Source organism: Streptomyces sp. R-07, assembly GCF_049913175.1.
Classification (GTDB): domain Bacteria; phylum Actinomycetota; class Actinomycetes; order Streptomycetales; family Streptomycetaceae; genus Streptomyces.
In genome coordinates, this window is sequence record NZ_CP183978.1 from 6,853,673 (window position 1) to 6,867,753 (window position 14,081).

Sequence of the window (14,081 nt, forward strand, 5' to 3'; positions counted from 1 at the left end):
GGGGGCCGGTCTCCGCACGCGCATCCGGTGCCGACGGGCCGGAGGGGCCGGACAGACCCTGACAGGGGGCCGATCGGCTCATGCGGCGGTTGTGTGCCTGACGCCGAGGGGCACACGGTGAACGGGCGGACGCGGGCCGTCCTACCGCCCCGCAGTGTCGTCCTCGACACCGACGGTGTCCTCCTCGACTCCGCCACGGTCCACGCCGCCGCGTGGAAGGTCGCCTTCGACGCCTGCCTGTCCGCGCGATCCCGTTACGGTGAGGAGCAGCCTCCCTTCGACGCCGACGCCGAGTACCGGCGGTTCGTCGACGGGAGGTCCCGCTACGACGGGGCACAGGCCCTCCTGGCAGCCCGGGGGATCACCCTCCCCGCGGGAGCGCCCGGCGACCCACCCGGCCGTGACACGGTCTGGGGCGTCGCCGCACGCAAGGAGCAGGTGTTCGTCCGCCTGCTCGGCGCCAAGGGCGTTCCGACCTTCGCGGATGCCGGGCCGGCACTCGACGCCCTGCGCGCGGCCCACCTTCCCCGCGCCGCGGTGTCGGCATCGCGGCATGCCCGGGCGCTGCTCCGGGCCTCCGGCCTGTACCAGCTCCTCACCGTGGTCGTGGACGGCCAGGACGTCGCCCGGCTCGGCCTCGCCGGAAAGCCGGCCCCCGCTCTCTTCCTCCACGCGGCCGCCCTTCTCGGTATCCGCCCGGGCGCCACCGCGGTGGTCGAGGACGCGCTCGCCGGAGTCCGCGCGGCACGCCGGGGCGGCTTCGGTCTCGTCGTCGGACTCGACCGCACCCCGGACGGGCACAGCACCGATGCCCTGCGCGCACAAGGCGCCGACCTGGTGGTTCACGATCTGGCGACGCTGGTCCGTACGGTGTGGGGTGAGTCTGAGTGAGCACGGGCTGGAGTTGGCGGTACGACCGGTACGACCCCGCACGGGAGCGGCTGGTCGAGGCCCTCTGCACGCTCGGCAACGGTCGCTTCGCCACCAGGGGTTCGGCGCCCGAGTGCACCGCCGACGCCACGCACTACCCGGGGACCTACCTGGCCGGCTGCTACGACCGCCGCACCTCGGTCGTCGCGGGCGTACGGGTGGAGAACGAGGATCTCGTCAACCTGCCCAACTGGACACTGCTGCGCTACCGCTGCCTGCCCGACGACGGGCCGCCCGGCGACTGGCTGACGCCCGACTCCGGGGAACTGCGCCACTACGACGTGCAGCTCGACCTGCGCGGGGGAGGGCTCACCCGGCGCCTGTTCTTCCAGGACGCCCACGGGCGCGGACTGCGCGTCACCCACATCCGGATCGTGCACATGGGAGAGACCGGGCTCGCGGCTCAGTGCACCCTGTTCCGCGCCTACGGCTGGAAAGGGACCGTCGAGGTGAAGTCCGTCCTCGACGGAGCCGTGACCAACGCCGGCGTCGAGCGCTATCGCCACCTGGAAGGCCGTCACCTCACCGACCACCGGACCGGCTTCGAGCCCGGTGGCGTCGCCTGGCTCACCTCACGTACGGTCGACCCGGGCGTCCGCATCGCCCTGGCCGTCCGCACGGTCACCCACCCGGCCTGCCCCGTCCACACGGCCGCCACGGCGACCGGCACCGTCCAGACCTACCGCCTCCCGGCGGCCCCCCGCAGTTCGGTGACGGTCGTGAAGACCCTGGCGCTGCACACCTCGCTGGACCGGCCCGCCGCCGACCCCCTCACCGCGGCTGTCGGCTCCGTCGGCCGTGCTTCCGCCTTCCCCGCGCTGCTCTCCGCCCAAAGGGCGGCGTGGCAAAGACTGTGGGAGCAGGGTGAGCCGCACGTTCCCGGGGAAGCGGGCCGCATCCTGCGCCTCCACCTCTTCCACCTGTTGCAGACGCTCTCGCCGAACACGGAAGAACTCGACGTGGGCGTCCCCGCCCGTGGCCTTCACGGGGAGGCGTACCGGGGCCACGTCTTCTGGGACGAGCTGTTCGTCGTGCCCTACCTCAGCCTCCACTTTCCCGAGGTGGCGCAGTCTCTGCTCCTCTACCGGCACCGACGACTCCCGGCCGCCCGTGAGGCGGCGCGCCGAGCGGGCGCCGAAGGGGCCATGTATCCCTGGCAGAGCGCGAGTTCCGGCCGGGAGGAGACACAGGAGCTGCACCTGAACCCGCGTTCCGGGCGCTGGCTCCCCGATTTCTCACGGCTTCAGCGACACGTCGGCTCGGCCGTCGCGTACAACGTGTGGCGGTACGCGCAGACCACCGGCGACCTCGGATTCCTGCACTCCGCCGGAGCGGAGATCCTGCTGGAGGTCGCCCGCCACTGGGCCGGCCTCGCCGCCTTCGACCCGGGGGCGCGCCGCTACCGGATCCGCGGGGTCGTGGGCCCCGACGAGTACCACGACGCCTATCCGGGCGCCACGACGCCGGGGATCGACGACAACGCCTACACCAACGCGACCGCCGCCTGGGTCCTCGCCCGAGGTCTCGACCTGGTGGCGGAACTGCCCGATGCCCGACGGGCGGAGCTGCGGGAGCAACTGTCGCTCGACGACGAGGAGCTCGCCCGCTGGGAGGACGTCTCCCGCCGCCTCCACCTTCCTTTCCACCGGGGGGTGGTCAGCCAGTTCGAGGGATACGGAAACCTGGCGGAGCTCGACTGGGAGGCCTACCAGGGCCGTTACGGCGACATCCGCAGGCTCGACCGGATCCTGGAAGCCGAGGGCGACACGGTCAACCGCTACCAGGCCTCGAAGCAGGCCGACACCCTCATGCTCGGCTACCTCTTCCGGCCCGAGGAGCTGTACGGGCTGTTCGCCCGGCTCGGTTACGCGCTGGACGACGAGATGTGGCGCGCCACCGTCGCGTACTACCTGCGGCGCACCAGCCACGGTTCCACGCTCAGCAGCCTCGTCCACGGCTGGGTCCTCGCCCGGCAGAAGGGCGCCGACGCCTGGCGGTACTGCGAGGAGGCGCTGCTCGGTGACGTGGCCGACGTCCAGGGCGGCACGACCGGCGAGGGCATCCACCTCGGCGCGATGGCGGGCACCATCGACCTCGTCGAGCGCGGGATCACCGGCCTGGAGGCCGGGGCGGACGGGCTCCGGGTGGCGCCGGTGCCGCTGGCGGAGATCCCGCGCTTCAGCTTCACGCTCTGCTTCCAGGGCCATCGAGGCGTCCGAGTGCGGGTGCTGCCCGGGCGGTTGGCCGTTCGCGTCCCGGCCTCACCGCAGGGCCCGCTCACCGTCGTGCTCCCCGGCGGACGGCGGTTCGCCGTCGCACCGGGGGAGGAACGCTGGTTCCGGCTGTGAGCCGCGGCCGGTGAGCGGTGGCTCACGGACCACGGGCTGTCGACGCTTGTGGCGGCCGTCGAGGAGGGGCGGCGCGTCGACAGCGACATCCGCCGAGTCCGGCAGGAACGGGAGGATGCCGTGCCCGTGGAGTGAGGGCGGGTCAGTGGACCGGACTCGCTGCCCGGTCGTCGCCTTCGGGCGTCGGGTGGATGGTCTCGGCGGGCGGGGTGGCCGTGCGGCGGACCCACAGCCAGTACAGGGCCGCGGTGACCACCAGGCCGACGATCCACGAGATGTCCGCGCCGTCGAGCTTCTTGGTGATCGCGCCGGTGTACAGCTTGGTGGCCAGGAACGGGATCTGGACCGCGACGCCCACGACGTAGCAGGTCAGCGCGGTGACGTTCCAGCGACCGTAGCGGCCCTCCGGGTCGTACAGGGCGGGGATGTCGACGCGCTCGCGGGAGACCAGGTAGTAGTCGACCAGGTTGATCGCACTCCACGGCGTGAACACCATCAGGATCAGCAGCACGAAGTTCTTGAAGTTGTTCAGGAAGTCGGCGCTGGCGGCGAGCGCGATGCCGATCGACACCGCGGTGAAGCCGACGATGTACGCGGCGCGGGCGGCGGCCGAGATCCGCGAGCGGCCGTCGAACGCCGTCACCGTGGTGAGGATCGACATGAAGCCGCCGTAGGCGTTGAGGCAGTTGACGGTCAGCTTGCCGACGACGATCACCAGGTAGATGAGGAAGGCGAGGGCCGCGGGGCCGGCCAGGCCGCCGAGGAAGCCCACCTGGTCGGTGAGGAAGGCCTTGCCCGCGACGGCCGCGGTGAGCGCGCCGAGCGTCATGGCCCACTGGGAGCCGATGACGGAACCGGCGAACGTGGACCAGAACGTCGCCCGCGTGCTGGTGTCGCGCGGCAGGTAGCGCGAGTAGTCGGCGACGTACGGGCCGAAGGTCAGCTGCCAGCCGGCGCCGAGCCCGACGGCGAGCAGGAAGGTCGCCGCCTCGAAGCCCTTGTTCCCGACGTGCGCGCCGACGTCGTACTGCGTGAACACCCGCACGAGCAGGTAGCCGAGGCCGAGCACGCCGGCGACGGTGGCGACGCGGCCGGCGGCGTGGATGAGCCGGTAGCCGGTGACGGCGACCACGGCGGTCAGCACGCCGAAGACGAGGATGCCGGCCTGGGTGTTCTCGATGTGCAGCAGCTCGGACACCGCCTGGCCGGCCAGCACGCTGCCGGTCGCGGCGAAGCCGAGGTACATGAGGATCACGAGCAGCAGCGGCAGGACCGCCCCGTGGACGCCGAACTGCGCCCGGCTGGAGATCATCTGCGGTACGCCGAGCCGCGGGCCCTGCGCGGAGTGCAGCGCCATCACGATGCCGCCGAGGACGTTGCCGATCAGCAGCGCGGGTATCGCCCACAGCGCGTCGGCGCCGAAGACGACGGACAGCGCGCCGTCGACGATCGCGGTGATCTGCATGTTCGCGCCGAACCACAGCGTGAACTGGCTGCGCGGCGTGCCGTGCCGCTCGGCGTCGGGAATGACCTCGATGGTGCGCTTCTCCATCGCGAGTCGTTCCCCGGGGGCGTGTTGGACCGGCATGTTGGAGACCTCTCCCCGCAGCGATTCCTGTGTTTCCGGACGAACCGCAGCCGTCGACCGGCACTGCGGTGCGCCGAATCTCGCATAGAGGTCAACAGGTATCAAGGTCCTGAATGAATAATTTCACCAGGTGGGCGTGGTCCGGCCCGCGGGGCCCGTGTCAGGCCACGCCCCGGATGCGGCCGACCAGGAGGCCGCCGACGAGGATGACCAGGGCCGCGGTGGCGTACAGGCCGGTGTAACCGCCGAGGTGGGCGATGATCGGGGAGGCGAGGGCGGGGGCGAGGACCTGCGGTCCGGAGTTGGCGATGTTGATGACCCCGAGGTCCTTGGCGCGGTCGGCCGCCTCGGGCAGGACCTGGGTGACCAGGGCCTGGTCGACGGCGAGGTAGATGCCGTACCCCGCGCCGAGGACGGCCGCGGCGGCGAGCGCGGACGGCCAGGTGTGGAGCAGCGCGAGCAGCAGGGCGGCGGCGGCCATGACCAGCGAGCAGAGGACGACGAAGCCCTTGCGGCGTCCGACGCGGTCGGACAGCACGCCCACGGGGATGGCCGTGAGCGCGGCACAGAAGGTGTAGATCACCGTCAGGATCAGGACGCCCGTGCCCGGGTCGCCGTAGTGGACGGCATCGGCCAGGAAGTAGAACAGGTAGAGGGTGCCCAGCGCGTTGCCGAGGTTGATCAGGAACCGGGTGAGCCAGGCCCAGCCGAAGTCGGGGTGCTGCCGGGGGCTCACCCAGAACGAGCGGGCGAAGGCGCGGGCGTCGAAGGCGGGGCGCAACTCCCGGGGCAGGGCCGGCTCGGGGTGGCGCAGGACGAAGGGGAGGGCGAGCGCGACGGTGAGCACGGCGAGGGTGACGTAGCCGGACCCGACGCCGGTGACGACGAGCGTGGTGATCAGCGCGCCGAGGACCAGGCCGATGGACTGCATGAGGCCCGTCCAGCCGGAGACCACCGCGCGCTGGGTGAGCGGCACGCGGTCGGCGATCGGGGTCGTGACACCGGCCAGCATCGCGTTCAGGCCCGCCTGCGCGAGACACCAGCCGACGGCGACTCCCGCCACGGTGTGCTGGGAGGCGGTGACCGCGAGGCCCGCCGCCCCGGCGACGGCGCCGCCGAGGATCCAGGGCCGACGGCGGCCGAACCGGCCCGTGGTCCGGTCCGACCAAGCGCCGGCGAGCGGGTTGGCGAGGACCGCGACGAGCGCGCCGAGGCCGGTCACCAGGGACAGCGCGGTGTTCCTGTCGTGCGGGTCGATGTGCTCCAGCTGGAGCGGCAGCAGGATCTGGATGGGCGTCATGAAGGCCATGAAGACGGCGAGGGTGGCCAGCGAGAGGCTCGCCGTCCATCCGGCCTTGACCGGGACGGTTGGCTCGGCGAAGACGGCGGCGTGGTCGGCCCCGTCCGCCGCGTCCCATGTGTGGGCCCGGGTCATGATGACTCCGCCGCTCAGGCTCGGTGTGAGGCGATCAGATGGCGGTACCACGCGAAGCTCGCCCGGGGCGTGCGGCGGCCGGTGGCGAAGTCGACCTGGACCAGACCGAAACGCTGGTGGTAGCCCTCGGCCCACTCGAAGTTGTCGAGCAGCGACCACGTGAAGTAGCCGCGTACGTCCACACCTTGCGCCACTGCGTCCGCGACCGCCGTGAGGTGTCCGGCGAGGTACTCGATGCGTGCCTCGTCGTTCGGCCCGGCCGGCTCCGAGCAGCCGTTCTCGGTGATCCACACCGGCGGAAGGGCCTGGCCGTAGCGGGACTTGAGTCCGGTGAGCAGCTCCGTGAGCCCGTCGGGGACGACCGGCCAGTCGAACGCCGTGCGCCGGTACGACTCCTGAGGTTCGGTCAGATCGAAGGGCAGGCCCGCGGCCGGATCGGCCGGGGCGGTCACCCAGGTCGGGTTGTAGTAGTTGACGCCGAGCCCGTCCAGCGGCGCGGCGATGGTGGAGAGATCGCCGTCGCGCACCACCCCTCCCCAGCTCGGGTCGGACGTTCCGTAGGCCGACAGGTCGGGGTAACGGCCCAGGAGGACGGGGTCGTTGAAGAGGCGGTTGTGCAGGATGTCGTACGCCGAGGCCGCCGCGCCGTCCTCGTCCGGCCGGGCGTCCGGACGCAGCCGCACGGGCGTGCAGTTGTTGGCGATCAGCACCTGTCCGTCCGGGACGGCGGCCCGCAGCGCCGCGGTCGCGAGGCCGTGACCGAGCAGCTGGTGGTGCGCGACGGGCAGCGCGTCGAGGAGGAGGGCGCGGCCCGGGGCATGGACGCCGAAGCCGTACCCGAACGACATGTGCACGAAGGGCTCGTTGAGGGTGATCCACCGTTTGACCCGGTCACCGAGCCGGTCCGCCGTCACCGCCGCGTACTCGGCGAACCGGTGGGCGGTGTCGCGGTTCAGCCAGCCGCCCTCGTCCTCCAGGGCCTGCGGCAGGTCCCAGTGGAAGAGGGTGAGCGTGGGCTCGATCCCGGCGTCGAGCAGCGCGTCGACCAGCCGGTCGTAGAAGTCGAGGCCGCGCGGCTCGACCTTGCCCGCACCGGTCGGCAGGACGCGCGGCCACGAGACCGAGAAGCGGTACGCGTCGAGCCCGAGCCGGCGCATCAGCGCGACGTCCTCGTCGAACCGGTGGTAGTGGTCGCAGGCGACGTCCCCGGTGTGACCGTCGCGGACGGCCCCGGGGCGCCGTACGAAGGTGTCCCAGATCGACGGGCCCTTGCCGTCCTCGTCGGCCGCGCCCTCGATCTGGTACGCGGCGGTCGACGCGCCCCAGACGAAGCCGGCCGGGAGCCGGGGGAGTCGGGTGGGATCGGTGGCGCTGGTTGTCACGGGCACCTGCCTTCACTGCGGGCTTGCCGTCCGAGGTGGGCCGCACCGTAACATGAACACTCGTTCATGTTCTATGGGTCGAGCGCGGCCGGATTCACCCCTCCGCGGCTGCCAGCCGGACGCGCAGGTCCTCCCAGTAGCCGTTCAGCATCCGCTTCAGCTCGTCCACGGTCTCCAGGTCCGGTTCGCCGTCGCCCTTGAACACCTCGTGCAGCACGGCGTTCGCGGCCCACACCACCATCCGCGTCGCCCGGCGCGCCCGCTCACCGCCCGGCGCGCCCGTCAGGTGCTCCACGATGCGCTGCAGGCCCTCCGCGATGAGCGTGTTGCTCGCCTCGTCGGCCCGGGCGAGCTCGGGACTGAGGTGCCGACCGGCCCACAGGGCCATACCGCCCGGCTGGGACCGGAACAGCTCGCTGTAGACATCGACCATCGTGCCCACCAGGTCGGTCAGTTCACCCTCGACGGCCCGCTCGACGAGCGCGCCGATGGCTGTCTCGAAGGCCTCCAGATACCGCCGTCCGAGCGCGTCCACCACGGCGCCCTTGTCGGCGTAGAACTGGTAGATGCTGCCGACCGGCACGCCCGCGTCCTCGGCGATCCGCCGCATCGTCAGCGCCTCGTACCCCTCCTGGGAGAGGAGCCGGTCGGCCGCGGCGAGGATGGCCTCCACCCGGGCCCGGCTGCGCGCCTGCTGCGGCTGCCTCCGCAGCGGAGGCCGTGAACCCGGGTCCGGCTTCGTCGCTTCCGTCACCACACGCTCCCGGTCGTCCGACGAGCCGAACGTAGCACGGGGCCGCGAGCGCACCGGCCGACCGTGGTCCGGACGCCCGAGCACCGGTCGGCCGTGGTCTGGACGCCCGCGCACCGGGCGGCCGCATAGGTCGGCCGCGCATCGGGCGGCTGGCGGCCGCCGGCCGGACGAGGACTCCCGGCGCCGGCGGCCCGCGCCGTAGGCTGGCGCCGCCGGGCGCGCGGCCCGGTCCGGAGCGGGCGGAGGGGACATGCCGGAGGAACTGGCGCGGTTCGAACTCGGGGGCGGGGACGCCGCGGTGTACGTGGCCTTCGAGGACGAGGACCCGCAGATCGTGCGGGCCCGGGGCCGCGACCGGTCCGGGAGCGGGGCGGTGGACGTCGCGGCGGGACGGTTCGAGGAAGGGCTCGACCAGATCCGGCAGATGGCCGGGCGGACGCTGGAACGGATGGTGTCGCTGCCGGCCCCGCCGTCGACCGTGGAACTCGAGTTCGGCGTCAAGTTCAACGTCGAGACGGGCGCGGTGATCGCCCGGACCGGCGTCGAGGGGCACCTCAAGGTCAAGATGGTCTGGGAGCGGAGCGAGCAGCGTCGGCGGCCCGAGGAGGAGGAAGAGCCCTCGGCCGCGCCCGCCCCGCAGGCGCCTGCACCGGACGCGCCCGCCCCGGAGGCGCCTGTACCGGTGGTGCCCGCACAGGCCGCGCCCGCCTCCGCCGGGGGTCAGTCGGACGCGCAGGCCGGAGCCGACGGCGAGGGCTGAGCCATCGGCGGGACCGCGGGTCCGGGCTTCGGGTCCGGTGACGGCCGGGGTTCCTCGTCGGAGGACGGGGACGGGGACGGGGACGGGGACGGGGATAAGGATGAGGATGGGGCCGGGGTCGGCGAGGGCGCAGCGGCCGTGGCCGGATTCCGGGCCGGGTCCAGACCCAGGTGCAGGTCCAGGTCTCGTTCCAGGTCCCGTTCCCGCTCCAGATCCAGGTCCCGTTCCAGGTCCAGGAAGGGCGTCGTCCCCGGCCTGTTCTCCGGCGTCTCGTCGTCCTTCCGTGACTCCAGCTGGCTCCGGTACAGCGTCGTGCGTCCCGTCACCGCCGACGCGCACAGGACCGCCAGCATGCCCGGTCCCAGGAGGGACGCGTCCGCGACCATCTCCGTCGCCATGACCAGTACGCCGAGCGGCGCGTTGGCCACGGGCCCCAGGCACGCGGCCATGCCCACCACCACGTACGGGAGCGGTCCCGCCGACGGCAGGTGCAGGGCCTCGCCGAGGCGCCAGGCGAGCGCCCCGGTCCCCGCGCCCACGACCATGCAGGGGCCGAAGATGCCGCCGGAGCCGCCCGAGCCGACGGTCAGGGCCGTGCCCGCGATCTTCGCGAGCGGGATGGCGAGCAGCAGCAGTACGGGAAGCCCGGCGACGAGATCCCGGTCGGTGAGCGCCTCCATCAGGCCGTACCCGGTGCCGAGCACACCGGGCACGAGGAGGCCGAGGACGCCCACGAGCAGGGCACCGGCCACCGGCGCCGCGATCCGGGCCGGCACGGACCGGACACGGGCCTCGGCGCGCAGGTGCACGGCGTAGAACGTGGTGGTGTAGAGCCGCCCGGCCAGGCCGCACAGCACCCCGGTCACGGCGATCAGGACGAAGTCGCCCGCCCCGAACCCGGGTCCGTCCGCCGTATGCCGCCCGAGGACCGGCGCGAAGCCGTAGACCGCGCCGAAGACCAGCCAGCCCGCGCAGGCCGCGAGGAGCGCCTTGGGCAGCACCCGGACGTCCATGTCCTTGCGGTACAGCAGCTCCGCGCCGAGCAGCGCCCCGCCCAGCGGGGCCTGGAAGATCGCGCCGACGCCCGAGGCGAGCCCGATCACCAGGGCCGTGCGGGCCTGCTCGCGTGACATGCCGGTACGGCGGGCGATGACCGAGCCGAACGCCGCCGAGATCTGCGCGGCGGGCCCCTCCGTACCGCCCGAACCGCCGGAGCCGATGGTCAGCGCCGACGCGACGAGCTTCACCACGGTCACCCGGCCGCGCATCCCGGTCGGATCGTGGTGCGCGGCGGCGATCGCGGCGTCCGTCCCGTGCCCGCGCGCCTCGGGGGCCAGCCAGACGGCGAACGCGGTGGCGAGGAGCGCGCCCCCGGCGGCCACCAGCGGGACGGCCCACGGGCGCTCCGACGGGACGAGGTCCCGGGGGCCGCCCTCGGCGGAGGTCAGATACGGACGGAATCCGGCGACGTGTTCGAGGAGTAACCCGGTACACAGATGCAGCAGTCCGAACAACGCCACCGCACCGAGACCCGCCACCATGCCGATCAGCAGGGCGGGCGCGATCCAGCGGGACAGCGGGTCGTTCGACGCCCCTGGAGCGGGGAACAGCCGGGCCGCGGCTCGTGGCAGGGGGCGACCGGACGCGGAGCGGCGGCCGGTGCTCGTTCGCTTCCAACTCATCGGATCCCCCTGGCTGTTCGGGCTGGGTCGCCTAGCATTGTGACCCAGGGGAGGGTAGGGCCGCGCCATCACCGCGCCGCTCGAACGCGCCATCGAGTGTCGGCCATCCGTTTGGCGATGCCGATGAATGGCCATGACACGGGAAGGAGCCCACAGGCAGGCGGGCCGACCGTGGGACACGAGCGCGACAGGGGGAGTGCATGAGGGCCGGTCCATGGGAGCGAGGTCTGGACGTCGTCACGCCCGAGAGAGCACCGGAACCGATGGACCCGGTGGCGGAGTCGGGCACGATGCGCCTTCCGTACCTTCCTGATCTCCCGCACCTCCCGGATCTCGGGAACCTTCCGTACCTTCCTGATCTCCCACACCTCCCGGATCTCGGGAACCTCCCGCACCTCCCGGATCTCGGGGACCTCCCGGATCTCCCGGATCTCGCGGGGCTTCCGCTGGAGGAACTCCTCGACGCGCACCACCCCGTGCTCGCCCGCGCCGCCCGCCGTGTCCTCGACCGGCTCGCGGCCGAGGAGGCGCCGCTCGCGGCCTACGACTCGTCCGCAGTACCCGCCGACGACACCTCGGTGTGACCGTGTCCGAACGGTCACGGCCGCCGCTCCCGTTCCGGGAGTTCCTGGTCAAGGTGCACAGCCGCTGCAATCTCGCCTGCCGCTACTGCTACGTGTACGAGAGCGCCGACCGGGGCTGGCGGGCGCAGCCGCTCGGCATGGCCCCTGAGACGGCCCGGCTGGCCTGCCTGCGGATCGCCGAGCACGCCCGCCGTCACGCCCTCCGCTCCGTGCGGGTCATCCTGCACGGCGGTGAACCCCTCCTCGCGGGTACGGAGTTCCTCGCGCGGTTCGTCCGTGGACTGCGGGCCGCGCTGCCGGCCGCCACCCGCGCCGAAGTGGCCCTCCAGACCAACGGCACCCTCCTCGACGAGACGGTCCTGAGGTTCTGCCACGCCGAGGACATCCGGATCGGCGTGAGCCTGGACGGCCCGCCCGTCGTCCACGACCGGTACCGCCGTGACCCGGCCGGCCGCGGCAGCCACGCCCGGGTGGCCGCCTCCCTCGAACTCCTCGCCCGCCCCGAGCACCGTCCGCTCTGGGCCGGACTCCTCACCACGGTCGACCCGTCGACCGACCCGCTCGCCACGTACGACCATCTGCTCTCGTACGATCCGCCCGCCCTCATGCTCATCCTGCCGCTCGGCAACTGGACCGTCCCCCCGCCCGGCCGGGTCCCGGACCCGGCCCTCACCCCGTACGCCGACTGGCTGATCCCCGTCTTCGACCGCTGGTACGGGAGCACGGGCAGGGCGCCGCGCATCACCTTCTTCGAGTCGGTGATCGACCTGCTGCTCGGCGGCGACTCCGCCAGCGAGACCATCGGCGGCGCCCCCAGCAGGCTCGCAGTGATCGACACCGACGGTTCGCTCACCCTCTCCGACCACCTCAAGACCACCTACGACGGGGCCGACCGGACGGGCCTCGACGTGCACCACGACCCGCTCGACGCGCTGCTCGACCACCCCGGCGTCGCAGCCCGCCAGGCCGGTCCGGCGGGGCTCTGCGCCGGCTGTCGGGCCTGCCCGCTGGTCGCCGTGTGCGGCGGCGGCCACTACCCGCACCGCTATCGCGCGGGGTCCGGCGGCGCGGGCCACGACAACCCGTCCGTGTACTGCCCCGACCTCGCCCGCTTCATCGGCCACGTCGCACGGAGCGTCGCCGCCGACCTTCCGGCGACCGGCGCGAAGGCGGGCCGGGCGGCGGCCGACCCAGCCAAGGACGGTCCGGCCACGGGCGACCAGGGCGCGGACGGCCGGGCCACGGACGACCTGGCCACGGTCGACCGGGGCGCGGGGCACGGCGGATGAGCGTCCGCCTCCAGTCCCCGACCGCCTTCCGGCAGGACCTCTGGGACTCCCTCGCGGCCGGCACCCCCGGCCCGGCCGTCCTCGCCGCCCTGCGCACCGCCCGCCGCAACCGCAACCTGCTGCTCCTCCGCGTCGCCCACGGGCATCACCGGGCGGACCCGCACTGGGCCGCGGCGATGACCCTGCTCGCCGACGTCCGCCGCGCCCGCCCGGAGGTCTTCGCCGACCTGCTCGGCGGCCCGGAGGCCGGGGCCTGGCTCGCGCGGCACGCCCGTCCCCGTACCCCCGGGAGCGAGGACGGGCCCGGCACCGACCGCGAACCCGCCGCCGGACTCGCCCGATTCGCCGCGGCGGCGGCCCTCCGCGCCGGGCTCCCCTTCCGGATCCGCGTGCCGCTCGCGGACGGCACGGCGCTGGCCCTGCCCGGTCTCGGCGCCGTCCTGTTCCCGGACACGGAGTCGCACACGGACATGCGCACGAATGCGGGCACGGACACAGACGCAGGTCCCCGTACCACCACCGTCCTGCGCGACGGGAGCGGCGCCGCGGCCGTACGGGACGGAGAGCGACCGGTCCCGATCGGCGGCACCCCGACGACCGGGTCCGGCGGCGCCACGGGCTGGTTCCCCGTGCCGCTGCTACGCCTCGGCGACCGGTCACTCGTACGGCTCGACACCCTCGACCCGCTGCGGCTCGGCGGTCCCGCGGCTCTGCCGCCCCGTCCCCTGACATCCGTCGCGTACGTGGCCTGGTCGCGCCGACTCGACGATGCCTGGCGGTTGTTGACGAGGCGTCATCCCGAGCGGGCGGCGACCGTCGCGGGAGTGCTCCGCGTGCTCGTGCCGCTCACCGGCGAGGACGGAACCGGCTGGCGCAGCGCCTCCTTCGGCGACGCGACCGGACTGGTCGCGCTCTCGCCGGTCGACGATCCGGCCGAGCTCGCCGCGGACCTCGTCCACGAGGCTCAGCACTCGCTGCTCTACGCCGCCATGGACCTCGTCGAGCTGCTCGACGCCCCGCCCGGCGCCCGGGCCGACGCGCCCTGGAGCGACCGGCCCCGCCCGCCGGCCGCGCTGCTCCACGGCGGATCCGCCTTCCTCGTCACGGCGGGCTACTGGCGCACCGAGCTACGGCTCGGCAATCCCGCCGCCCGGCGGCCGTACGCGCACTGGCGGCGCACCGCCGCGACCGCCCTCGCCACCCTCACCGCCCACGACGACTGGACGACGGACGAGGGCCGGCGCCTCCTCGACGCCCTGCGGACCGTCCTCGCCTCCTGGGAGGAGCAGGACAGGCGCACGGTCCCGTAAAGGCTCCCCCGCGAGCCCC

At 73.4% G+C, this 14,081-nt stretch carries 11 protein-coding genes; 5 read left to right on the top strand and 6 right to left on the bottom strand.

The features are described 5' to 3' along the window. The first annotated feature begins 117 nt into the window (after positions 1 to 117). Both ACN9M0_RS31375 and ACN9M0_RS31380 read left to right on the top strand, forming a co-directional pair. Complete coding sequence (locus tag ACN9M0_RS31375) at positions 118 to 891, top strand: HAD family hydrolase (RefSeq protein WP_426404596.1); 774 nt, start codon at positions 118 to 120, stop codon at positions 889 to 891. Beyond that, positions 888 to 3,278 carry a glycoside hydrolase family 65 protein gene (locus ACN9M0_RS31380; RefSeq protein ID WP_426404597.1) on the top strand — a complete coding sequence of 797 codons (2,391 nt, stop codon included), beginning with the start codon at positions 888 to 890 and terminating at the stop codon, positions 3,276 to 3,278. The genes ACN9M0_RS31375 and ACN9M0_RS31380 overlap by 4 nt, the downstream gene beginning before the upstream one ends. 142 nt (positions 3,279 to 3,420) lie before the next feature. Here the strand turns inward: ACN9M0_RS31380 and ACN9M0_RS31385 are convergent, their stop codons facing one another. The 4 genes from ACN9M0_RS31385 to ACN9M0_RS31400 all read right to left on the bottom strand — a co-directional run bounded on the left by ACN9M0_RS31385 (position 3,421) and on the right by ACN9M0_RS31400 (position 8,437). Continuing rightward, entirely contained in the window at positions 3,421 to 4,866 is a 1,446-nt protein-coding gene (locus ACN9M0_RS31385) for a purine-cytosine permease family protein (RefSeq protein ID WP_366037671.1), read from the bottom strand. 160 nt (positions 4,867 to 5,026) lie between these two features. Continuing rightward, a complete protein-coding gene (locus ACN9M0_RS31390; protein ID WP_426404598.1) occupies positions 5,027 to 6,301 on the bottom strand; it encodes an MFS transporter in 1,275 nt (424 codons plus the stop codon). Positions 6,302 to 6,315: 14 nt separating this feature from the next. Further along, positions 6,316 to 7,689, bottom strand: coding sequence for a GH1 family beta-glucosidase (locus tag ACN9M0_RS31395; protein ID WP_426404599.1), 1,374 nt, complete (start codon positions 7,687 to 7,689; stop codon positions 6,316 to 6,318). Positions 7,690 to 7,777: 88 nt separating this feature from the next. Then, a complete protein-coding gene (locus ACN9M0_RS31400; protein WP_366037674.1) occupies positions 7,778 to 8,437 on the bottom strand; it encodes a TetR/AcrR family transcriptional regulator in 660 nt (219 codons plus the stop codon). Between the two features lie 250 nt (positions 8,438 to 8,687). Here ACN9M0_RS31400 and ACN9M0_RS31405 point away from each other — a divergent pair, with 250 nt between their 5' ends. After that, positions 8,688 to 9,197, top strand: a complete 510-nt coding sequence (locus ACN9M0_RS31405) for a CU044_2847 family protein (RefSeq protein WP_426404600.1) — start codon at positions 8,688 to 8,690, stop codon at positions 9,195 to 9,197. On the opposite strand, the gene ACN9M0_RS31410 is transcribed toward ACN9M0_RS31405, so the two are convergent. Beyond that, positions 9,158 to 10,879, bottom strand: coding sequence for a chloride channel protein (locus tag ACN9M0_RS31410; RefSeq protein WP_426404601.1), 1,722 nt, complete (start codon positions 10,877 to 10,879; stop codon positions 9,158 to 9,160). The two genes, ACN9M0_RS31405 and ACN9M0_RS31410, sit on opposite strands and share 40 nt — an antisense overlap. 68 nt (positions 10,880 to 10,947) lie before the next feature. Beyond that, on the bottom strand, positions 10,948 to 11,481 hold the full coding sequence (locus ACN9M0_RS31415) for a hypothetical protein (RefSeq protein ID WP_426404602.1): 534 nt from the start codon (positions 11,479 to 11,481) through the stop codon (positions 10,948 to 10,950). Here ACN9M0_RS31415 and ACN9M0_RS31420 point away from each other — a divergent pair. Together ACN9M0_RS31420 and ACN9M0_RS31425 are read left to right on the top strand one after the other, a co-directional pair. Beyond that, complete coding sequence (locus ACN9M0_RS31420) at positions 11,466 to 12,752, top strand: FxsB family cyclophane-forming radical SAM/SPASM peptide maturase (protein ID WP_426404603.1); 1,287 nt, start codon at positions 11,466 to 11,468, stop codon at positions 12,750 to 12,752. The genes ACN9M0_RS31415 and ACN9M0_RS31420 overlap by 16 nt on opposite strands. Then, the gene (locus ACN9M0_RS31425; protein ID WP_366037679.1) at positions 12,749 to 14,062 is read left to right on the top strand and encodes an aKG-HExxH-type peptide beta-hydroxylase; all 1,314 of its coding nucleotides are present in this window, start codon (positions 12,749 to 12,751) and stop codon (positions 14,060 to 14,062) included. Before ACN9M0_RS31420 ends, ACN9M0_RS31425 begins: the two co-directional genes overlap by 4 nt. Positions 14,063 to 14,081: the final 19 nt, after the last annotated feature.

What these genes read in the sequence shown, in the direction of transcription:
- ACN9M0_RS31405 (WP_426404600.1), top strand. Translation starts at nt 8,688, where the DNA reads ATGCCGGAGGAACTGGCGCGGTTCGAACTCGGGGGCGGGGACGCCGCG.
- ACN9M0_RS31425 (WP_366037679.1), top strand. Translation starts at nt 12,749, where the DNA reads ATGAGCGTCCGCCTCCAGTCCCCGACCGCCTTCCGGCAGGACCTCTGG.
- ACN9M0_RS31390 (WP_426404598.1), bottom strand. Translation starts at nt 6,301, where the DNA reads ATGACCCGGGCCCACACATGGGACGCGGCGGACGGGGCCGACCACGCC.
- ACN9M0_RS31410 (WP_426404601.1), bottom strand. Translation starts at nt 10,879, where the DNA reads ATGAGTTGGAAGCGAACGAGCACCGGCCGCCGCTCCGCGTCCGGTCGC.
- ACN9M0_RS31385 (WP_366037671.1), bottom strand. Translation starts at nt 4,866, where the DNA reads ATGCCGGTCCAACACGCCCCCGGGGAACGACTCGCGATGGAGAAGCGC.